This is a genomic window from Hymenobacter coalescens, from assembly GCF_054783195.1.
Genome location: NZ_BAAGRA010000016.1, coordinates 463,259 through 483,876, shown reverse-complemented (window position 1 = coordinate 483,876; position 20,618 = coordinate 463,259). Strand labels below are relative to the sequence as shown.

General features: G+C 63.8%; 17 protein-coding genes. 1 reads left to right on the top strand and 16 read right to left on the bottom strand.

Annotated features, from left to right (window positions below):
- Positions 1 to 86: 86 nt before the first annotated feature.
- The gene (locus tag ACYVKQ_RS13460) at positions 87 to 2,345 is read right to left on the bottom strand and encodes a sodium-translocating pyrophosphatase (RefSeq protein ID WP_460675862.1); all 2,259 of its coding nucleotides are present in this window, start codon (positions 2,343 to 2,345) and stop codon (positions 87 to 89) included.
- Between the two features lie 130 nt (positions 2,346 to 2,475).
- On the bottom strand, positions 2,476 to 3,390 hold the full coding sequence (locus ACYVKQ_RS13455; RefSeq protein WP_460675861.1) for a M20/M25/M40 family metallo-hydrolase: 915 nt from the start codon (positions 3,388 to 3,390) through the stop codon (positions 2,476 to 2,478).
- Between the two features lie 174 nt (positions 3,391 to 3,564).
- Here ACYVKQ_RS13455 and ACYVKQ_RS13450 point away from each other — a divergent pair, with 174 nt between their 5' ends.
- Positions 3,565 to 4,947: a hypothetical protein gene (locus ACYVKQ_RS13450; protein ID WP_460675860.1), complete on the top strand. Its 1,383-nt coding sequence runs from the start codon at positions 3,565 to 3,567 to the stop codon at positions 4,945 to 4,947.
- A gap of 87 nt (positions 4,948 to 5,034) precedes the next feature.
- Here ACYVKQ_RS13450 and ACYVKQ_RS13445 read toward each other — a convergent pair whose 3' ends face one another.
- The 14 genes from ACYVKQ_RS13445 to ACYVKQ_RS13380 all read right to left on the bottom strand — a co-directional run bounded on the left by ACYVKQ_RS13445 (position 5,035) and on the right by ACYVKQ_RS13380 (position 20,615).
- Positions 5,035 to 6,111, bottom strand: a complete 1,077-nt coding sequence (locus tag ACYVKQ_RS13445; protein ID WP_460675859.1) for a glycosyltransferase family 4 protein — start codon at positions 6,109 to 6,111, stop codon at positions 5,035 to 5,037.
- Positions 6,112 to 6,159: 48 nt separating this feature from the next.
- Entirely contained in the window at positions 6,160 to 7,302 is a 1,143-nt protein-coding gene (rffA, locus tag ACYVKQ_RS13440) for a dTDP-4-amino-4,6-dideoxygalactose transaminase (protein WP_460675858.1), read from the bottom strand.
- A gap of 76 nt (positions 7,303 to 7,378) precedes the next feature.
- Entirely contained in the window at positions 7,379 to 8,125 is a 747-nt protein-coding gene (locus tag ACYVKQ_RS13435) for a GNAT family N-acetyltransferase (protein ID WP_460675857.1), read from the bottom strand.
- Positions 8,122 to 9,072 carry a glycosyltransferase family 2 protein gene (locus ACYVKQ_RS13430; protein WP_460675856.1) on the bottom strand — a complete coding sequence of 317 codons (951 nt, stop codon included), beginning with the start codon at positions 9,070 to 9,072 and terminating at the stop codon, positions 8,122 to 8,124. The genes ACYVKQ_RS13435 and ACYVKQ_RS13430 overlap by 4 nt, the downstream gene beginning before the upstream one ends.
- A gap of 50 nt (positions 9,073 to 9,122) precedes the next feature.
- Positions 9,123 to 10,718: an ArnT family glycosyltransferase gene (locus tag ACYVKQ_RS13425; RefSeq protein ID WP_460675855.1), complete on the bottom strand. Its 1,596-nt coding sequence runs from the start codon at positions 10,716 to 10,718 to the stop codon at positions 9,123 to 9,125.
- Positions 10,719 to 10,829: 111 nt separating this feature from the next.
- Positions 10,830 to 12,035: a glycosyltransferase gene (locus ACYVKQ_RS13420; protein ID WP_460675854.1), complete on the bottom strand. Its 1,206-nt coding sequence runs from the start codon at positions 12,033 to 12,035 to the stop codon at positions 10,830 to 10,832.
- Positions 12,036 to 12,073: 38 nt separating this feature from the next.
- On the bottom strand, positions 12,074 to 12,973 hold the full coding sequence (locus ACYVKQ_RS13415) for a glycosyltransferase family 2 protein (RefSeq protein ID WP_460675853.1): 900 nt from the start codon (positions 12,971 to 12,973) through the stop codon (positions 12,074 to 12,076).
- A 31-nt stretch (positions 12,974 to 13,004) separates the two neighbouring features.
- Positions 13,005 to 14,402: a lipopolysaccharide biosynthesis protein gene (locus ACYVKQ_RS13410; protein WP_460675852.1), complete on the bottom strand. Its 1,398-nt coding sequence runs from the start codon at positions 14,400 to 14,402 to the stop codon at positions 13,005 to 13,007.
- A gap of 24 nt (positions 14,403 to 14,426) precedes the next feature.
- Positions 14,427 to 15,404, bottom strand: coding sequence for a glycosyltransferase family A protein (locus tag ACYVKQ_RS13405; protein WP_460675851.1), 978 nt, complete (start codon positions 15,402 to 15,404; stop codon positions 14,427 to 14,429).
- A 32-nt stretch (positions 15,405 to 15,436) separates the two neighbouring features.
- Positions 15,437 to 16,588 (bottom strand): glycosyltransferase family 61 protein, encoded by a 1,152-nt coding sequence (locus ACYVKQ_RS13400; RefSeq protein ID WP_460675850.1) that lies wholly within the window; start codon positions 16,586 to 16,588, stop codon positions 15,437 to 15,439.
- A gap of 103 nt (positions 16,589 to 16,691) precedes the next feature.
- The gene (gene gmd / locus ACYVKQ_RS13395) at positions 16,692 to 17,816 is read right to left on the bottom strand and encodes a GDP-mannose 4,6-dehydratase (RefSeq protein WP_460675849.1); all 1,125 of its coding nucleotides are present in this window, start codon (positions 17,814 to 17,816) and stop codon (positions 16,692 to 16,694) included.
- 188 nt (positions 17,817 to 18,004) lie between these two features.
- The gene (locus ACYVKQ_RS13390; protein ID WP_460675848.1) at positions 18,005 to 19,006 is read right to left on the bottom strand and encodes a glycosyltransferase family A protein; all 1,002 of its coding nucleotides are present in this window, start codon (positions 19,004 to 19,006) and stop codon (positions 18,005 to 18,007) included.
- 5 nt (positions 19,007 to 19,011) lie between these two features.
- On the bottom strand, positions 19,012 to 19,581 hold the full coding sequence (locus ACYVKQ_RS13385) for an acyltransferase (RefSeq protein ID WP_460675847.1): 570 nt from the start codon (positions 19,579 to 19,581) through the stop codon (positions 19,012 to 19,014).
- Between the two features lie 101 nt (positions 19,582 to 19,682).
- Entirely contained in the window at positions 19,683 to 20,615 is a 933-nt protein-coding gene (locus ACYVKQ_RS13380) for an NAD-dependent epimerase/dehydratase family protein (RefSeq protein WP_460675846.1), read from the bottom strand.
- Positions 20,616 to 20,618 lie beyond the last annotated feature (3 nt).

The following is a 20,618-nucleotide window of genomic DNA, read 5'->3' as shown; positions in this document are numbered from 1 at the left end:
TCGCGCTGAGGGACAACACCTTAAAGTCAAATTCCTTGTAGCTTAAATGTAGTAGCCACACGGCACCGAATCGGGCTTCTATCCTGCTAATCCACCTGTTTCAGTAAGGTAGTCAGCACAATGCGGGCGGCCTGCTGGCCCAGCTCGGTATAGCGCACCTGGGGCTGCACCACCGGTACCACCTGCTCGGTGGTCGGGCGCTGAGGCCGGGGCGCCACGCCGCGATCGATGACGGAACCTTCGCGGGCGATGTGCGGGGCAATGACCAACGACACGATGCTCATCAGCTTGATCAGGATGTTCATCGACGGGCCGGAGGTGTCCTTGAACGGGTCGCCCACGGTGTCGCCGGTCACGGAGGCTTTGTGGGCGTCGGAGCCCTTGTACTCCATCTTGCCGTTCACCATCACGCCCTTTTCGAAGGACTTCTTGGCGTTGTCCCAAGCGCCACCGGCGTTGCTCTGGAACATGGCCATCAGCACGCCCGATACCGTCACGCCGGCCAGCGTGCCGCCCAGCACTTCAGGGCCAAAGGCGTAGCCGATGATAACGGGCGAAATCAGGGCAATGGCACCGGGCAGCAGCATCTCGCGGATGGCGGCCTGCGTGGAAATGGCCACGCACTTCTCGTACTCGGGCTGGCCGGTGCCCTCCATGATGCCGGGAATCTCGCGGAACTGCCGGCGTACTTCCTGCACCATGGCCATGGCCGCGCGCCCGACGGCCGAAATAGCTAGCGCTGAGAAGATAAACGGAATCATGGCCCCGATGAAGAGGCCCGCCAGCACGCGGGCGTTGCTGATGTCGATGGCGTTGATGCCGGCCGTGCCCATGAAGGCGGCAAACAGGGCCAGCGACGTCAGCGCCGCCGAGGCAATGGCGAAGCCCTTGCCAGTAGCGGCGGTGGTGTTGCCCACCGCGTCGAGGATGTCGGTCCGCTCGCGCACTTCCTTGGGCAGCTCGCTCATTTCGGCGATGCCGCCGGCGTTGTCGGCAATGGGCCCGAAGGCGTCGATGGCTAGCTGCATGGCGGTGGTAGCCATCATGCCGGCGGCGGCAATGGCCACGCCGTAGAGGCCCGCAAACTCGTAGCTGAGCACGATGCCGGCCGCCAGCACGATGATCGGCATGACGGTGGACTCCATGCCCACGGCCAGACCGCCGATAACGGTGGTGGCGTGGCCGGTGCTGCTCTGGCGCACGATGCTGAGCACCGGGCGCTTGCCCATGGCCGTGTAGTATTCAGTAATGATGCTCATCAAGGCACCTACGACCAGGCCCACGGCCACGGCCCAGAACACGTCGGTGGCCGTGAAGGGCGCCGAGCCCAGGCGGGCCATGCTCAGCGTGCCCGAGGGCAGCACGTAATGGATGATAAACCACGAGCCGATGGCCGTCAGAGCCACCGAAATCCAGTTGCCCAGGTTCAGGGCTGCCTGCACGTCGCCGCCTTCCTTGACGCGCACGAATAGGATGCCAATCAGCGAAAACACGATGCCGAGGCCCGCAATGACCATGGGCAGGATGATGGGCGACATGCCGTTGTAATTGTCGCCGGCGGCAATGACTTCGCGGCCGAGCACCATGGTGGCCAGGATGGTGGCCACGTAGGAGCCAAACAGGTCGGCCCCCATGCCGGCCACGTCGCCGACGTTGTCGCCCACGTTGTCGGCGATGGTGGCGGGGTTACGCGGGTCGTCCTCGGGGATGCCGGCTTCCACTTTGCCCACGAGGTCGGCGCCTACGTCGGCCGCTTTGGTGTAGATGCCGCCGCCCACGCGGGCAAACAAGGCAATGCTTTCGGCGCCGAGCGAAAAGCCCGTCAGCACCTCCAGGGCGCGCTCCATTTCGGGGCCGTTGGCCGAAGCTCCGCCCACGAACATCTGGTAAAACACGATGAACAGGCTGCCCAGGCCGAGCACGGCCAGCCCGGCCACGCCCATGCCCATCACCGAACCACCGGCAAACGATACGTTCAGCGCCGTGGAAAGGCTGGTCCGGGCGGCTTGCGCGGTGCGCACGTTGGCCTTGGTGGCAATCTTCATCCCGATGAAGCCGGCCACGGCCGAAAACACAGCCCCGATGATGAAGGCAATGATGATAACCGGGCTGGACCGCTCGTTGCCGAAGCTCAGAAAGCCCAGGAAAGCGCAGGCAATCAGCGCAAACAGGGCCAGCACGCGGTATTCCGCTTTTAGAAAGGCAATGGCCCCGTCGGCGATGTGGCCGGCAATGGTGCGCATGCGTTCGTCGCCAGCGTCTTGTCGGGCCACCCAGCCGGCGCGCAGCGCCGTGTACAGCAGGGCCAGCACCCCCAGGGCGGGAGCGAGGTAGAGAATGATCATAAAGCGGTGTTAGGAGGTTGAGGAATGATTTGGGGAGAGCAAAGGCAGCTTGTCGCTTGAAAAATAGAGCTTTTAGCTACAAGCCCAAGCTTTTCGGCTCTCCCCCATCAAATTCCCTTCTCCCGACACCTTACAATTCCTGCATCAGCCGCTGGTACAGGCGTAGCATGCTATCGATATCGGCCTTATGCACCTGTTCATTGGGCGTGTGCACGTGGTCTTCGGGCGCGCCCACGAAGCACCAGTCCCAGGGCTGCGCGCCGTGCTGCAATTCTTTGCCATCGGAGCCGCCGCTGCCCTCCACCTCCAGCTGGTACGGAATGCCCGACGCCGCGGCAATGCGCCGGATGCGCTCCACGTAGGAGCGGCGCGGGATCAGTGAATCGCGCAGGGAAATGACGCAACCCTGCCCCGCGTGTACACCTTCGGTGACCCAGGTGATGTCGCACACCAGGGCCTGACGCACGCCGTACTGCTCGTAGATGCGCTTGGCCAGGTACTTCACCGAGCCCCCGCCGTGCTCCTCCCAGCAACTGAACGCCACCACGCCGTGCTCCAGCGTCTCGCACAGGCGCAGGGCCGTCCACACGCCGAGGCGGTTGTCGAGGTAGCAGCTCTGCACGGCCTCGTCGGTTTCGCGGAAGTCACACTTAAAGGTGAGCTCCGTGCCGCGTTCGATGTCGCGGTGGTAGTCGTAGCCCAGGGCGCCGGTTTCCGCATCCACCGTCAGGGTGCACTCGATCGGGCCCTGGCTGTCGCGGCCCACCAGCTGGTAGCCCGCTTCCACGTCGGGGCCGCCGATGCGCACCAGCTGCCGGCCGTAGCGCACGGTGAAGCCGATGGAGTCGATGTGGGCGAAAACGGCAGTGCGCGGCTCGCCAAACACGAGTAGGATGCAGTCCTGCAGATCGTCGCCGGCCAGCACCTGCGGCTGCACGCGCCAGCCGGGAGCGTGCTGGTGAATGTAGTGCAGTAGGAATTCGGTGAGGGGCGCTTCGTGGCCCGAAGGGGCCGCAATTTCGCACAAGGAGCGGAGCAGTTGCATGAGGCAGAAAAGGGGTTCGGGCCAATATCCGACCTAAATGGCATATTTTAGCTGATCCGTTTGGCGATGGAACGCTTCCTGTCGTCTGTGCCGTTGGGGCACGGCGGACCCTTGCCCGCGGCGTTGACCCCGCAGTTGCCTCGCCTTCAACGCCTCCCCTAGCCGACCTGCCCGATGCTGCTGACCATATTTCTATCCATCAAGGATGTCTTTCTGACGCCGCTGTACCTGGGCCTGTTCTACGGCCTGGCCATCCTGATCCGGCCGAGCGTCACGAACGTCTACACCCGCAAGTACTTCCTGCCGGGCCTGACGGTCAAGTTTGTCGGCGCCCTGGCCCTGGGCCTGATCTACGAGTTTTACTACCACGGCGGCGACACCAGCGGCTACTGGGCCGAGGCCGACCGCGTGTACCAGATTTTCGGCAACAGCTTCTCGGAAGGCTGGCAGCTGATGACCACCGGCGTGGGCGACACGAGTCCGGCCACCATGAAGTACGCCGACCGCTTCACCTGGTTTACGCACGCGCCCACCGAAGACTTCGTAGTGCGCTTCTGCCTGGTGCTGGCCATGCTCTGCTTCAGCACCTACAGCGTGATGGCGCTGATGTTTGCGGCCCTGAGCTTCAGCGGCATGTGGGCCATGTACATGACCTTCATCAAAGTACGGCCGGCCATCTATAAGGAACTGGCTTACGCGGTGCTGTTTATCCCGTCGGTGTTTTTCTGGGGCTCGGGCGTGATGAAGGACTCGCTGTGCATCGGGGCGCTGGGCTGGGTGTTCTACGCCTTCTACCGCGGCGCCATCGAGAAAAAGAACGTGCTCCGGTCGCTGATCATCGGCGTGCTGGCGGCCGTGCCCATCGTCGAAACCAAAGTGTACATCCTGCTGGCCTTTCTGCCGCCGGCGCTGCTGTGGGTGTTCAACGAGAACAGCTCGCGCATCAAAAACGCCAGCCTGCGCATGGTGGCCAAGCCCCTGCTGATCGGGGTTGGCGCGGGCCTGGCATTCTTCGCCGCCACTAACCTGACGGAGGGCGACGACCGTTTCGACGTAGACAAAATCGGCGAGCGAAGCAAAATCACCGCCGAATACCTCTACATCACCAGCGTAACGCAGGAAGGCTCGGCCTACAACATCGGCAAGCTCGACGGCACGCTTACCGGCATGCTCAAGCTCAGTCCGCAGGCCATCTTTGTGACGCTGTTTCGCCCTTTTCTCTGGGAAGCGCGCAACCCGGTGATGCTGCTCTCGGCGCTGGAAGCCCTGGTGTACCTGGGCTTCACGCTGCGCACGCTGTACCGGGCGGGGACGCTGCGCGCCCTGGGCATCATCAGCACCACGCCCATCCTGACCTTGTGCTTCGTGTTTTCGCTGATTTTCGCCGCTTCGGTGGGCATTTCCAGCAGTAACTTCGGCACGCTGGTGCGCTACAAGATTCCGCTGCTGCCCTTCTACGTGTGCGGCCTGCTCATCACCGAGGACATCAGCCGGGCCACGCAGCCGGGCCGGCGCCGCGTGGCGGCGCCGGCCACGGCCCGCCGCCTGGCCGCCTGAGCCACGGCGCCACTGCGTTAATCCTCCTTCAAAAAAGGCCCGCCCGGAACATTCCGGGCGGGCCTTTTTGCTTTGTGAGGCAACGGGCTAGCTGAACAGGTTCAGGAAGTTCGGCGTGTTGGCCTTGACGGAGTACCGCTCTTCAATGGTCTGGCGGGCGGCCTGGCCCAGGCGGATGCGCAGCTCCGCGTCGGTGAGCAGCTGGCGCAGGGCCTGGTACCATTCCTCGGGCGTGTTGCACACGTAGCCGTTGTGGCCGTCCTGCACCACCTCCGCGTTCATGCCCACCGGCGACACCACTGCGGGCATGCCCAGGGCCATGTATTGCAGGGCCTTGAAGGCGCACTTGCCCTTGGCCCAGGGGTCGTCTTCCAGCGGCATCAGCCCGAAGTGAAAGCCCAGCAGGTCGTCGATTTCCGTGTCCTTGCGCCAGGGCACGAAGCGCAGCGACTTCAACTCCTGGGGCAGCTCGGGCGCTTGATTCGAAATGACGCGAAACTCGAAGTCCAGCCCTTCTGCTTCCAGCCGCGCCAGCACGGGCACCACCGGGTCGAGGTACTTCATGGTGGAGTGCGTGCCCGTCCAGCCGATGACGAGGCGCCCGGGCGCGTGCTGGTCGCGCACGCGGTTGTGGTGGTGCTCGGTATCGATGGTCGTAGGGTTGACCACCGTGCTGGGGTTGAACTGCCGGGCGTAGGAGGCCAGGTAGGCGTTGCCGCAGCTGTTGCGGTAGGCCCAGCGGCAGATGCTGTCCACCTTGTGGTGGTACTTCAGGCCGGCGGCCACGCGGTTGGCCTCCGAGGTGTTCGGAATCCAAATGGCGTCGTCGAAGTCGTAGATGACGCGCTTGCCGAGCACCTTGGTCAGCACCCACTCCAGCACGGGCGGCCCGAGCGGGGCGGCTTCGCGGTGAATGAACACGTAGTCGTAGCCCGGGGCCGTAAAAAGTAACCCCAGGCGGCGGGCGTAGCCGCTCAGGATGCCGCTCACCTTGCGCAGGGCGTGGCCCGGCTTGTAGAGGATGGCCCAGGTGCCCTCGCTGATGAAGGGCGCCATGCGGTACGAGTGGCCGTGCTCCGTGAGCAGGCTGAGGTACTGCTCGAAGCGGAAGCGCTGCGAAGGGGCCCGGCCGGGCGGATACGGAACAACGAAGAGGATGCGCACTATGCTAAAGGCAGTTGCGGCGCCGGGGATGCCGGCGCCGCAACTTGCTTATCGGGATTGGTAGAAGTTGAGAATGGCCTCCGTCACGCGCTCCTGCTGCTCGTGGCTGAGCTCGTAGTAGAGCGGCAGGCGCACCAAGCAGTCGGTGTAGTGGTCGGCCCAGGGCAGCTCGCGGCCGTCGTGCTTATCGGCGTAGAACGGGCTCTTGTGCAGCGAGAGGTAGTGGAACACGGGCAGGATCTGCTGCTGGCGCAGGTGGTCGATCAGGCCGGTGCGCTCCTCCAGGCTCTGGCACACGAGGTAGAACATGTGCGCGTTGTTGGTAGCGTAGTCCGGGATGACCGGCAGGCCCACGCCCTGCTGCTTGAGCGGGCTCAGCGCCTGCTCGTAGCGCTGCCACACGTCCTTGCGGCGGGCCTGAATGGCGTCCATGTGCTCGATCTGGGCCCAAAGGAAGGCTGCAATGATGTCGGAGGGCAGGAAGGAAGAACCCATGTCGACCCAGCCGTACTTGTCCACCTCGCCGCGGAAGAACGAGGAGCGGTTGGTGCCCTTTTCGCGGATGATTTCGGCGCGCTGCGCGAAGCGCGGGTCGTTGATGGCCAGCATGCCGCCCTCGCCCGAGATGATGTTCTTGGTTTCGTGGAAGGAGAAGGCCGCCAGCTCGCCCAGGCTGCCCAGGGGCTTGCCTTTGTAGTAAGAATCGATGGCCTGGGCCGCGTCTTCCACCACGAAGAGGTTGTGCTTGTCGGCCACGGCGCGGATGGCGTCCATGTCGCAGGCAATGCCGGCGTAGTGCACCGGCACGATGGCGCGGGTGCGGGGCGTCACCAGGCTTTCCAGGGAGGCCGCGTCGATGTTGGGATTCAGCGCGGTGCTGTCGGCAAACACGATTTTGGCGCCGCGCAGCACGAAGGCGTTGGGCGTCGACACGAACGTGTAGGACGGCACGATGACCTCGTCGCCGGGCTGCAGGTCGAGCAGGATGGCGGCCATTTCCAGCGCGTCGGTGCAGCTGGTGGTCAGCAATACCTTGTGGAAGCCGAATTTCTGCTCGAAGAAGGCGTGGCAGCGCTTGGTAAACAGGCCGTCGCCGGAAATCTTGCCCGAGCGCACGGCCTCTTCGATGTAGCTGGTTTCCCCGCCGGAGAGGTAGGGCTTATTGAAAGGGATGGTGGAAGGGTTACTCATCGAAAAGACCAAACGGGGAAACGTAACGCGGCCGCAAAGGTAAGCACCTTCCAGCCACCGGCCAACGTGCCGGTTATCAGAGCCAGAGGTGGTAGATGTGCTCCACCTGCCACGCCGCGAAGCCGCAGCGCTGGTAGAAGCCGCAGGCCGGCTCGTTGTCGAGCTGCGTGACCACCTGCAGCTCCGCGAGGCCCCAGGCGGCGGTGCGCTGCCGGGCGGCGGCCACCAGCTGCTGCCCGATGCGCTGCCCGCGGGCCGACGTGTCGACGGCCAGCAGGCCGATGTCGGCGCGGCCGTTCTTCACGCCCAGCGTGAGCAGGCCCAGCGCCGCCACCTCCGGGCTGCCCTCCCCCACCCCGTCGAAGACCAGCACTTCGCGGGCTATCTGGTGCGAGAGGGAATTGCGCAGCCACAGGCCGTAGAGGCCGGTGAACACCTCCGGGGCGAAGTTCGGGTCGAGGCGGAAGCGGGAATACTCGCCGCTTTGCAGGGCCAGACTCTCGAGTTGAGGCGTCCAGGTAGTGGTATCGTGGATGGCGGCGGGCACCGGCTGCTGGCTTTCTTCGCCGGCTACGGGCATGCCGAAGGTCACTTTTCGGTCGGCCAGCCAGGCGCCGGCTTCGCGGGCGCTGGCGTTGCTGAGCGCGTCGTCGGGGTCGGCCACGAAGTAGAGCAGGCGCAGGCCGGCCTGCCGGGCCGCTGCCACTTGCTCCTGCAGCGCGGCGGCCGTCAGCTGCGCGGCCGTCAGGCGGCCCACGCCGTAGCCCATGTAGTCGGTGTCCCAGGGCAGGGGCAGCACGGTGTTGGGGGCGGCAGTGCTCATAGCGTAGTCGGGGCGGCCGTGTCCTGGTCGACCAAATAAATCGGGCGGCTTTTCACTTGCTCGAAGGTTTTGCCGATGTAAAGCCCCACCATGCCGAGCACGGAGAGCAACAGGCCGGAGAAAAACCAGATGGAGATGATCAGGCTGGTGTAGCCAAGCACGAGAATGTTGCCCGTCAGGAAGCGCACGAAGGTGACCAGCACCATCAGAAATGAGGCGGCCGACACGAGCAGTCCCAGCTTCACGGTCAGGCGCAGGGGCTTGTCGGAGTAGGCCAGGATGATGTCGAGGGCCAGGTTGACGAGGCGGCGAAAGTTGTAGCTACTCGTGCCCTCGGCCCGCTCGGCGTGCACCACGTTTACGGCGCCGGTGCGAAAGCCCACCCAGCGCACCATGGTGGGGAAGTAGCGGATGCTCTCGCGCAGGGAAATCACCGCGTCGATGGCCTTGCGGTGGTAGATGCCGAAGTTGGCAATAGCCGGGTCCTGCTTGGTGTCGGTCAGGTAGGAGAGCACGCCGTAGAAGGCCCGCGAGAAAAAACGCTTGAAGAAGGTATCCTGGCGCTCGGCGCGGCGGGCAAACACGATTTCGGCCGGCGTCTGCTGCGCGTACGCCAGCAGGCCCGGGATTTCTTCCGGTTGGTCCTGCAGGTCGCAGTCCATCACCACCACCCACTCGCCGCGGCTGTGGTCGAGGCCGGCGGTGATGGCGCGGTGCTGGCCGAAGTTGCGGCTCAGGCGCACGCCGCGCACCCGCGGGTCCAGCGCCGCCTGCGCCGCGATGCGGCCCCAGGAGTTATCGGGGCCCCGGTCGTCGACGAGAATAATCTCGTAGTTGCTGGTGATGGGCTCGAGGCTGGCCTTGATGCGGCGCACCAGCTCATCGACCATGCTTTCGGCCCGGTACACGGGGCTCACGACGGATATAAAGGGCAGCGCGGAAGACAAATCAACAGGCAAAAAAGGTGAAGATTAGGAGAGCAGCGCGGCGGGCCGCGTTAGACCGCCGGCGCGGGTTCGGCGCGGCGCGGGCGCACGCCCAGCCGCACGAGCAGTGGATCGGCCAGGCGGGCCAGCACCAGCGTAGCCGGAATCAGCAGCAGCACGTCGGCCTGCAGCAGGTAGCGCATCTCCAGGTTGCGCATCACGAAGCAAATGAAGAGGAACATGGCCCCGGCGTAAATAGCCACCGGCCAGAGGCCGCGGTTGCGCCAGAACACCACCAGCCCCACCACGCCGAGCACCACCAGCAGGGAGCGGTACGCGAACAGCACGCGAATGGCCAGGGCCTTGGCCCCCACAATCTGGCCGGCCGTGTTCGATTTGAAGAAGGCCTTGAACAGGTTTTTCCCCGGCACGCCCAGCCAGTAATCGGCCGGATTGCGCCGGGCATAGCTGGCTTTCAGCTCCTGAAAGCCGGCGCTGATGGCCTCGTTGCAGTTGTGGTTGCGGTAGAACAGGTACGTGGGGTCGTGCATCATGAAAGCCGTGTCGCGGTACACCGTGTAGATGCTGCGCGTCGCCGACTTCTGCTCGGTGTAAAGGCGCGGAGCGTTGGCATCTGCCCCGGTCGCGGCCGCGGCTTTTTCCTGCTCCAGACCGTAGATGGTGCTGTTCGTCGCCTCGCGCTGCATGTAGAAGCTCGAGCCGCAGCGGCGGGCCATAGTGACCAGCTCCTGGGCGCGAGCCGCTTCCTGGGCGTCGGCAAAGACCTTGGCCGGAAACGGCACCGGGCCGGTGCCCTTGGCTACCTGCTCAATCCACGGATTTTCGTCGTTGGTCCAGCAGTGCACCCAGCTCCGGAAGTCGTCCAGGTCGGCCTTGTGGCTGGCGTAGCCGGCCGTCTTAGGCTTGAGCGGAATGATGCGCCCCGACACCAGGTAGTTGCGCACCGGCCAGCCGATGTACAGCAGGCCGAAGCCCACCCCCACCAGCACCGCTGCCCGCCACGCCGCCGCACGGCGCAGCCCGCCGTGCGCCCACACCACCCACAGCATGGCAATGGGCAGAAACAGCCCGAGGTATTCGCGAACGAATAACCCCACCGCCACCAGCAGGCCCAGCACCAGCGCCGCGGCCGTGCTGCGGGAATAGCGCAGCAGGGCGTAGAAAATGAGCAGCGTCACGTCGGTGGCCAGCAGCTCGGTATACACCATCGGCACCCAGAAGATGATGAACGGGTACGAGGCGTACAGCGCCGCGCCAATCCAGGGCGCGGCGGCCGAGGCCGGGGCCAGCCGGCGCACAATGCCGAACACCAGCAGCACGGCCAGGCTATCCAGTATTACCTGCGACCAGGCCGTGGCGTAAATGGCGGTGCCCGGCCCGAAAATCAGGTAGTGCAGGCCGTAGAACATCGGGTAGCCCGGCAGGCGGCCGAAGGTCGCATCGGGCTCCAGGTAGTCGAAGGTGTAGCGGCCGTGGTCGATCAGGTTTTCGGCCGCCCACATGTAGGAGGTAGCGTCGCCGAAGGAATAGCAGGCCGGCGCCGGCAGGCCGTAGTAAATCGGCGCGCCGTACACGGTGAACAGGGCCCGCAGGACAAACGCCCCGAATACGATCAGCGCCAGGCCTTGCTTTTTAGATAATGTCATGGACGAAAAGGTGAACCGCGGGTTGCCGGCCTTGTTCATCGACGACGGCAGACAGGAGTCAAAGTTAAGGACGGACTACGGGAATCGGCCACCGATGGCTGAATCCGGGCGCTACGCCGGAAAAAAGGCCTCGTAGGCTTCGCGGGCGCGGGCCACCGAGCGGTAGCGCAGGGCCAATTCCCGGATGGCGCGGCGGTGCTCCGGCTGCGCCAGCAACGTGCGCATGCGTTCCAGCGCCGCGGGCACGCTGTCGGGCCGGCTCAGGTCGAACACGGCGCCGCCCTGCTCCTGCTCCACGATGGCGCTGTCATCGCCCACGCCGGGCGAGAGGAGCACCGGCAGGCCGCTGGCCCAGTACTCCCCCACCTTGATGGCCGAGCAAAACAGGCGGCAGGGTGCCGGTCGGATGGTGGCGAAGGCAAAATCGGCGGCCGAGAGGTACTGCGGCACCAGGTGGTGCGGCGCTTTGGTCACAAACACGCGCTCCGGCCCCAGCCCCACGGCAGCCAGCTTGCGGCGCACTTCGTCTTCGGGCTGCGGGGTGAGCACGATGAGGCGAAACTGCGGCCCGAAAAAGTCGGCCGCCGAGCGGAACAGGGCAAAGGCTTCCTCGTCGTAGTAGATGTCGCCAAACTTGCCGACGTAGATGCCCACCACGGCGGCGGGGTCGGTGAAGCCGAGTTGCTGCCGCACCTGCTGCCGGGCAACGGGGTCGTAAGCGAAAGCCGGCGCATCCACCGAGCAGGGCACGGTCACGATTTTCGCCGCCGGCACGCCCTCCCGGATCAGTTGCTGCCGGTAGTTTTCGGCGACGGGCATCAGGCCGCTGGCCAGCTGCTTCTGCCGCTTTTCCCAGTAGCGCTGAAAAAGGTAGCGCGGATCGTAGCGCTTCCATACCCCCGACTCCAGCATGTAATCGGCGTGGGGCTCGAAGGACTCCACGTAGAACGGCAGCTTGGTGCGCTGCCACACCAGATAAGCCAGTGCACCGGCCGGCGCGCCGCGGGCCAGCAGGAAATCGGGCTTGAAGGCCAGCGCTTGCGCCACCAGCTCTTTGGGGAAACGCGTGAAGTCCTCTATTTTGTTGAGAATCACGTTGCCGGCCGGGCGCGAGCGAAGCGGCTCAAACGTCAGGCGCGGGTCGTTGAACTCCGCGGGCAGGCGCAGGTCCGCCTGCGCTTCCGCCCCTCGTTCGATAGTCACCAGGCGGATGGCCGCCACATCGGGGCGGGCCAGCAGCAGCCGCAGGTGGGGAAACACAGTGGAAGTGGTCAGCCCGTCGTTCAGGCCCCAATAGCTCAGAAATAAGATACGCATCGCGGAAATCAAGCAAATACCCGGCTTAGCCAGCCGGCTTACCCTTTGAGCATGCCCACTACCCGCGGCCCGAGCAGGGTACGCAGCAGCAGCATGGCCACGGTTTTGGCTGGCAGGCCCACGGCCGCCTGGCGCGTGTAGCGCAAGGCCTGGGCACGGTGCCCGTCGGCGTAGGCGTGGATGGCGCAAAGGTAATACACCCGCCCCAGCAGGCGCCGGCGCTGCTCCTCGCTGAGCTGCAGGTGCTGCTGCATCCAGCCGGCCGCCAGATCTAGGCGCCGGATCAGCCCCTGGTTGTCGGCGCGCATGGAACGCTGGTCGTGGTCGTTCATGGTCACCGTCACCGCGTCGAGCAGCTGCACAGCGTCCTGCTGCGTGTTCTGCAGCATAAACATCCAATCCTCCACGGCTGCGTAGCGACGGTCTTCCTCGAAGCGGTGCAGCCGTGGGTTCTGACGGCGCACGCACACGTTGCAGGCCAAGGCATTGCCGCGGATAAAGTCGTCGAAACCGAGCGGGCCGGCCGGCAGGTTGGCCGTGTCGCTGGGGTGGCGCTGGCCGTTGCGGTCGAAGTCGTACTTGGTGGCAATAAAGTTCGGCCGGTTCAACGCCTCGATGCCCTGGCGCAGCGTGGCCAGGTGATTCGGGTGCAGCAGGTCGTCCGAATCCAGGAAAATGACGTACTCTCCGGCCGAACGGCTCAGACCGTAGTTGCGCGCGGCCCCCCGTTCGCCGTTCGTTTTGGCCCAGTAGCTCACGCGCGGATCAGTAGTGAAACGGCGCACCACCTCGGCGGTATTGTCCTTCGAGCCGTCGTCCACCACCAATACTTCAAACGAAGGCTCGGTCTGGTCAAGCACCGACTGCAGCGTGGCCGCGATGAAATCGGCTCGGTTGTAGGTGGGAATAACGATGCTGAAGAAGGGAGAAGCGGGCATGCGCGTCGGCGGTGAGGAAGAAACAGAAAGCTTAAGCCAGCAGCCACTCGGCCCCCATACGGATGCCTTTGAGCATCAGCAGCGTAGCACCTACAATGGCAATGGTGCGCAGGGCAATGCGGAAAATCGGCAACTTAAGCAGGTGCAGAATCTGCAGGTCGATCAGGAAGGTGGCCAGCAAGCTACCCAAACCGAACAGCAGCAGGGCCAGGTTCAGGTCGTGGCTGAGCAAACCGATGCCCAGCCCCGCGGCGCGAAACGCGAGCAGGAAAATGTTGCTCAGCAGGATGTAGCGCTGCTTGTTCATCACCGTGTAGATGGGCGCCGTGGCCTGCGACATGAGCTTGAACACGTAGTAGTAGCCCAGGTAGCCGGTGTACACGCCCGCCATTTCCCAGCGCGCCCCAAACACGAATTTGAAGAGGATGTCGCCGTACACGGTGATGATGCCGAAGGGAATCAGGCCCAGGTACAGCATCTTGTTGTACAGGCTCAACGTGAGACCCGGCAGGCGCTCCGGCTCCGTGTTGTAGGTTTCGGTGGCTTTCTGCCAGAACACCGGCAGGATGGCGTTGCCGATCAGGTTGATGGGAATTTCGAGCAGGCCCACCGAAAACGAATACAGGCCCACCGGCGTGGAGCCAAACCCCGTGGTCAGGGCGAAGATGGGCAGTTGCGTCGACAGCACGTTGATGAAGCTGGCGGGCAGGAAATACAGCGGAAACTCGCGGTACTCCAAGGCCACCTCCTTTACGCCGCGCCACGAGAACGTGCGCCAGAGCGTGCCGAAGGAATGCCGGATGGAGCCCGTGACCAAGCTCACCGTGCTCGTCAGGCGGTTGAAAAACTCGCCCAGCAGCAGTCCTACCACGCCGCCGCCCACCCACAAGCCGTAGCCGATGGTGAAACCCCGGCCCGCCAGGGTGGTGGTGATGTCCACGCTGGTGCGCTTGATGAACTGCTTTTCGCGCAGGTACCAGCCGTTCATGATGTTGTTCAGGTTGAACAGCAGCAGAATTACCGGCAAGGTGTAAAACCAGCTGCCCAGCGCCTGCACCTTCAGGTACTCCAGCACGGCCGGCCCGCCCACCAGCAGCCCGCCCGCCAGCAGCAGGCAAGTGCCGAAGGCCAGCAACACGGTGAGCTGCACCAGGGAGAAAAACTTCTCCTGGGTTTTGGGCTGCAGAAAGGCGGCCGTGTACGTGAGCGTGGCCACCATGCTCAGGTTGCTGGCCAGGGAATTGAATACCGCAAACTGCCCGTAGGCCGCCGGCGGGTAGATGCGCGACATCACCGGCGTCAGCAGAAAGCCAATGGCCGTCACGGCCGCCGACCCGGACAGGGTAACGGCAAAATTTTGGGCGAACGAGCCTTTCCGCAGCAAGGGCTGCAGATTGTCGCGCACCAGCTGCTGAATGCGTTGCTTCAAAGGAGTAGCGTAAAGCACTAACCGCTAGTGCGAGAAAACCTTGCTGATTTCGGAGCCGCGGTGGATGAACTTCACCTCCCGGGAGGCGTTATGCGCGTCCAGGAAAGCATCGCAGACGCGGAAGGCGGCCTCCAGCGGGTCTTCGCCGGGCACCGGCTCGTAGCCCGTCGGGAAACGTTCCGGGTCCTGGTATTGCTGCCAGCCCATGCGCTCGAAGAAGGCACGCTTGGCGGGCCGAATCGGGCGTTTGGCCGCCTCAATGGTCTCGCGGAGCACCGCCCCGACGCTGCGCTTGGCCGGCTTGGTGATGAAGAAGTTGAAAATCCGGTTGTACTCCGCCGTACGCGCTTTCACGCTCATGCGGTTGAAGTTGCCGTTGGGGTTGCTGATGTGCATGCTGAGCACGGCGGTGCTCCAGGCAATGTTCACGTTCAGGCTGGTGATGCGGTAGATAAATTCCAGGTCCACGAGCACCACGCCCGTGTAGAGCATGCCCGTCAGCGGGAGCACCGAGCGGCGGATCAGCAGCGGCAGCCCGATCATCCAGAACGGCTCCTTGTGCTCAAACCAGCGCTGGTAGTCGCGCGCCGGATCTTCCTTGACCCGGGCAAAGCTCATGTCCTCGGTCAGCAGGGCGGCGTTGTAGCCCATCAGCACGTCCACTTCCTTGTGCTGCAGCATGAAGTCGGCCGCCTTGCGAATGGACGGGTAATGGAACGCGTCGTCGTCCGTGATGAGTTTGATCAGCTCGCCCTTGGCCATGAACATGCACTTGTTGAAGCCGTGGGCCTCGCCTTTGTCACGTTCCGACACGAACTGCTGGATCTGCCCGGCCTCGTACAGCTCGCGCAGGTACTCGGGCGTGCCGTCCTTGCTGCCGCCGTCGGCCACCACGATTTCTTCGTCGGGCTGCCGGGCGGCCACCAGCCGCTTCAGCACCTGGCGCAGGTAGGGCAGCTTGTTGTACGTCGTGATGACATAGGAAATGCGGTAGTCTGACACAGCGGAAAAAGCAAAATGAGGGTGAATCGATGTTACTGCGGCTGGCACAGCGGCCGGATGACCTGCTCCACCAGGGCCGGATCGGCGGTGATGTCGGCGTAGTTGTGCTCCACGTTGGGCGGCGAGCCCAGCTTGGAGGGCACCACCGAGTACGTCACCCCGATGCTGCTGGCCATCGACAGGTAGCTGGGGTTGATGTAGGTTTCGCTGAGCATCTCAATGGCATGCGTGCCGGGGTTCATGAACAGCACGTTGGTCATGTTGGCCCCGTGGATGCCGATGAAAATGGCCGTTTCGTACATGGTGCGCACCTGCTCCACAAAGCTCATTTCCTCGAAGTACACCGTCTCGAAGCCGTAGCGCTGGAGCACGGCTAATACTTCGGGCTCGTTGGTGAGGTGGCGCCACTGCTGCCGGTTGCGCGACACGTACACGCGCCGGGTGGCGCGCCGCGCCGGGTCCAGCTGGGCCTGCAGGCTGCCGATGACCGCGTCGTGGACTTCTTTGGTGAGCGAAGGCACCATGAAGCCGTGGCGGCCGGGCCGGGCCGGCATCCACAGGTCGCGTACGTGCACCAGCTCACCGGGCTGGATGACGAAGGTGCGCGCGAAGCCCAGCGCGCTGACGGTACGCGTGATGTATTCGGGTGGCTTGGGGCCGGGCAGTAGCACCACGCAGTCGGGCTGCAGCTTGCGCAGCAGGGCCAGCCGCGGCAGCACCTCCGCAATCCAGTGAAAGTAGTTGCCCGACCAGCTGTCGTAGGCCAGGCCCACGGGCCCGGCTTCCAGTTCGGGCACCCGGCGGCGCTTGAGCTGGCGCAGCAGAAAGAAGCCGGTCAGCTCCGTTTCCATGTGCGGCTGCGGCAGGCTGGGCACGAACACGCGCAGGCCTTTCACCACCGAGCCGTGCCAGGCCACGTTCACATCCTGAATCCGGTGAATTACCTGCCGGAAGTTGGGCGTGACTTCGGCAAACGTCTCGTGGTAGGTGCGGGTGAAGTCGGCCGGCACCATGGCGGTGTTGGCCGGCGCCGGGCATTGGGCATCGGTCGGAATGGGCGCCAGCTCGTGCTCCTCCGCGGTGAGCGGCGAGCTTACGGCTTGCCCGACAACGCCTAAATAACGGTCAACAACTCGTTTAGCCCGCTGGTAAGCAGTGGGCCGCGGGCGCGGTGGGGTTGCCATTGCAACGGTTATTATACATTATCTGCACCCGACTGGGGAGCCGGGTGCAGACAACGGAAACTCAACAGGAGGTATGCCCGGCCGCCAAGGCCGCGGCGGCAGCTTATTGGTGCTGCTCGTGCTGCCAGTATACTTTGTGGCCGCCTTTCAGCAGGTAAGCGTCGCGCTTGAAGAGGTCCACGTCGGCCGATACCATGTCCTTCACCAGGGCCGGCAGGTCGTACTTGGGCTCCCAGCCGAGCTTCTGCTTGCACTTGGTGGGGTCGCCGATGAGCAGGTCCACTTCCGTCGGGCGGAAGTAGGTCGGGTCGACTTCCACGACTACCTGGCCAACCGGCACCTGGTACTCGGGGTTGTTGCAGGCTACCACAACGCCCTTCTCGTCCACGCCTTCGCCGGTGAATTCCAGCTCCACGCCTACTTCGGCAAAGGCCATCTTCACGAAGTCGCGCACGGTGGTCGTCACGCCGGTGGCAATGACGAAGTCCTCCGGGGTATCCTGCTGCAGGATGCGCCACATGGCTTCCACGTAGTCTTTGGCGTGGCCCCAGTCGCGCTTGGCGCTCAGGTTGCCGAGGGCAATGTTCTTGCGCATACCCAGCACGATCTGCGCCACGCCGCGGGTGATTTTGCGGGTCACGAAGGTCTCGCCGCGCAGGGGCGACTCGTGGTTGAACAGGATGCCGTTGACGGCAAACATGCCGTAGGCCTCGCGGTAGTTCACCGTAATCCAGTAGCCGTACATTTTGGCTACGGCGTAGGGCGAGCGGGGGTAGAACGGCGTGGTTTCCTTCTGGGGCACTTCCTGCACCAGCCCGTACAGCTCCGAAGTCGAAGCCTGGTAAATCTTGGTTTTCTTGGTCAGCCCCAGCAGACGCACGGCCTCCAGGATGCGCAGCGTGCCGATGCCGTCCACGTTGGCCACGTACTCGGGCGTGTCGAAGGACACCTTCACGTGCGACATGGCGCCGAGGTTGTAAATCTCGTCGGGCTGCACTTCCTGAATGATGCGGATCAGGTTGGTCGAGTCCGTCAGGTCACCGTAGTGGTTGGTGAGCTTCGGATTCTTATTTCCCTCGTCGTCGGTGATGAGATGGTCAATGCGGTCGGTGTTGAACAACGAAGAGCGGCGCTTGATGCCGTGCACCTCGTAGCCTTTTTCCAGCAGGAATTCAGCCAGGTAAGCGCCGTCTTGACCCGTAATACCGGTGATGAGTGCTACTTTCATAGGGGGGATGTTGGGGCGACCATGTTGTCCGGCCGCTATCAATTCGTGGAAACCTAGGGTGTTTGGAGAGTCGTGATGGTTGCCGGGTGGCCGGCAGTGCCAGCCCGCCGCGGGTATTGCGGCCGCAAAGGTAATACACTAAGCGTTAGCGGAACCTATTGTGATTCAGCCAACTTTGAACTAAGGGCTTAGCTGAGCACCTTGGTGAGCTGGTCGGATTTAAAGAAAAACTCCGTCGGATGGCGGGCGTTGTACTCGGCCATGAAACGGTCGCATACGTCAAACGCGGTGGCAAGTTTCGCGGCCGGCTCAGCGGGCACGGCACCGGTGAAGCCGGTGGGCATGCCTTGGTTGCCCTGGTACTGCTTCAGACGCAGCAGGTCGTAGATAATGCGCTTGGCCGGGCGAATGGGCTTTTTCAGCGCGTCTATCCAGCCGGACTTGTGCTTCACGTAATCCCGGAAACTGTCGCTGATGCTCTTGTCGTAGTAAAAGCGCATGCGATTGGCCTCCTGGGTGCTGGCGTTGGCGGCCTTGCCCTGGTTCATCACCCGGAAGTTGCTCTGCGGATTCTCGATGCGCGTGCTGAGCATGGCCGAGCTCCAGGCAATGTTCACGTTCAGGCTGGTGATGCGGTACGTGAATTCGGTATCCACCTGCACCACGCCGGTGTGAAACAGCCCCGTCAGCGCCAGGGATTTGCGCCGGATAATCAGCGGCAGGCCAATCATCCAGATGACGGCCTTGCTGTCCAGCCAGCGCTTGAAGTTGTCGGCTACGTCGTCGTAGAGCGTGGCTTGATCCAGGTGCTCGAGGTGAATCAGGCCGGTGTTGCCCGACAGCACATCTACTTCCGGGTGCTGCAGCATGAAGCTTTTGGCTTCGCGGATGGCCGGGTAGCAGAACGCGTCGTCGTCGGTGACGAGCTTGATCAGCTCGCCCCGGGCCATGAGCATGCACTTGTTGAAGCCGTGGGCCTCGCCTTTGTCACGTTCCGACACGAACTGCTGGATCTGCCCGGCCTCGTACAGCTCGCGCAGGTACTCGGGCGTGCCGTCCTTGCTGCCGCCGTCGGCCACCACGATTTCTTCGTCGGGCTGCCGGGCGGCTATCAGGCGCTCCAGCACCTGTTGCAGGTAGGGCAGCTTGTTGTACGTGGTCAGCACGTACGATAAAGTGTAATCGGCCATGCTGCTTAGTAGCCCAGTTGCTTGGCGTATTCGAGCATCTTCTCGCGCGGACGAATCTTAATGGGCCGGGCAGGCACGCCCACGTACACCGTCCAGGGCTCAGTGTCCTTGGTCACCAGCGAGCAGGCGCCGATGACGCTCCCCTCCCCGATCGTGACGTTGGGCATGATGACCACGTTGGTACCGATGCCCGCGAAGCGGCTGCAGCGGATCGTGCCGAAGTCCACCGTGTCGCGGAATTCGTCGGGTACCGTCACGCTGGTAAAACCGTCGCCCATGAAGCGGTCGGAACCGCAGATCAGGCGGCTGCCGGCGGCGATGGTCACGAAGTCTTCTACGATGAGCTTGCTTTGCGCCCCGCCGATAATGGTCAGGTACGGCGAGAGATGAATGTAGTCGCCGATTTCGGCCGCCGTGGTCAGGTACACGCCCGAGTCGATGGCCACGTGGCTGCCCACCGAGACCAGGTGCGGCCGCCGGATTTCGACGTTGGCGCTGATGAATACGTCTTCGCCGCAGCTTTTGAGCAGCGAGTGGTCATATTGAGCCGAAGCCAGCGGAGTAGGAGCAGCCATGCGCGGAAGTAAGGGTAAAGTGAAAGCCATACGCGCGGTTGAGCGGGTGCAGGAAGCGGCGGGCTACGCCGCTCCCCACACCCGCTCAGCCGGGCATTCAGTTAGTAAGGGAAAACCGACTCGTAGTAGGCAATGGTCTTGGCAATGCCGTCCTCGAACTCGGTGAACTTGAAGTCGGGGAACACCTGGCGGAAGCGGGTGTCGTCCATCACCTTCTTGGGGGCCCCGTCGGGTTTGCTGTGGTCCCACACCACTTCGCCCTGGTAGTCGAACTTGCTCTGGATGATGTCCACGAGCTGCTTCACGCTCAGGCCGTCGTTCTGGGCCACGTTCAGCACCTGCTCTAGGCCGTTGCGGTCGGGGCGCAGCAGCACCTCCCACACCACGCGGGCGAAGTCCTTGGCGTACAGCCACTCGCGGATGGCCACGCCCGTGCCCCAGATGGGCAGCTCGGGCTGGCTGATCTTCTCGGCCTTCACAAACTTGGAAATCAGCGCGTTCAGCGCGTGCGCCTTGTTCGGGTCGGTCGAGTCGTACGGGCCATACATGTTGGGCGTGAGCAGGTTGATGCTGCGCACGGCGTACTGCATCTGGAAGCACTCGGCCGCGGCCCACAACAGGCGGCGCGTGGCGCCGTAGCTGAGCACCGAGCGGTGCAAGTGCCCGTCCCACCACTCGTCCTCGCGGAAGAGGTCGGCCTTGGCCGGGTAGGCGCAGTTGGCAATGGGGTTGATGACGATGGCGCGCGGGCAGGCCTGGGCCACGGCCTCGTACATGCCCAGGATCATGCGCGTGTTGTCGGCCACCACGGTGGCGGCCCGCTCCGTCACGTAATTCAGGCTGCCCACGTGGGCGGCGCAGTTCACGATGAAATCGGGGCGGTGCTTCTGCAGGAAGGCGGTGGCCTGGGCGGTGTCGCGCAGGTCCAAGCCGGTGCTCAGCGAAGCCTCCACAGGCTCCACGCCGTTTTCGCGCAGTACTTCGACCACGTTGCGCCCGGCAAAGCCATTGGCGCCAAATACTACTACTTTCATAAA

Bases quoted from the DNA above. Each gene is read 5' to 3' on its own strand.
- ACYVKQ_RS13460 (WP_460675862.1), bottom strand. From the start codon at position 2,345: ATGATCATTCTCTACCTCGCTCCCGCCCTGGGGGTGCTGGCCCTGCTG.
- ACYVKQ_RS13455 (WP_460675861.1), bottom strand. From the start codon at position 3,390: ATGCAACTGCTCCGCTCCTTGTGCGAAATTGCGGCCCCTTCGGGCCAC.
- ACYVKQ_RS13450 (WP_460675860.1), top strand. From the start codon at position 3,565: ATGCTGCTGACCATATTTCTATCCATCAAGGATGTCTTTCTGACGCCG.
- rffA (WP_460675858.1), bottom strand. From the start codon at position 7,302: ATGAGTAACCCTTCCACCATCCCTTTCAATAAGCCCTACCTCTCCGGC.
- ACYVKQ_RS13435 (WP_460675857.1), bottom strand. From the start codon at position 8,125: ATGAGCACTGCCGCCCCCAACACCGTGCTGCCCCTGCCCTGGGACACC.
- ACYVKQ_RS13425 (WP_460675855.1), bottom strand. From the start codon at position 10,718: ATGACATTATCTAAAAAGCAAGGCCTGGCGCTGATCGTATTCGGGGCG.
- ACYVKQ_RS13420 (WP_460675854.1), bottom strand. From the start codon at position 12,035: ATGCGTATCTTATTTCTGAGCTATTGGGGCCTGAACGACGGGCTGACC.
- ACYVKQ_RS13415 (WP_460675853.1), bottom strand. From the start codon at position 12,973: ATGCCCGCTTCTCCCTTCTTCAGCATCGTTATTCCCACCTACAACCGA.
- ACYVKQ_RS13400 (WP_460675850.1), bottom strand. From the start codon at position 16,588: ATGGCAACCCCACCGCGCCCGCGGCCCACTGCTTACCAGCGGGCTAAA.
- gmd (WP_460675849.1), bottom strand. From the start codon at position 17,816: ATGAAAGTAGCACTCATCACCGGTATTACGGGTCAAGACGGCGCTTAC.
- ACYVKQ_RS13390 (WP_460675848.1), bottom strand. From the start codon at position 19,006: ATGGCCGATTACACTTTATCGTACGTGCTGACCACGTACAACAAGCTG.
- ACYVKQ_RS13385 (WP_460675847.1), bottom strand. From the start codon at position 19,581: ATGGCTGCTCCTACTCCGCTGGCTTCGGCTCAATATGACCACTCGCTG.
- ACYVKQ_RS13380 (WP_460675846.1), bottom strand. From the start codon at position 20,615: ATGAAAGTAGTAGTATTTGGCGCCAATGGCTTTGCCGGGCGCAACGTG.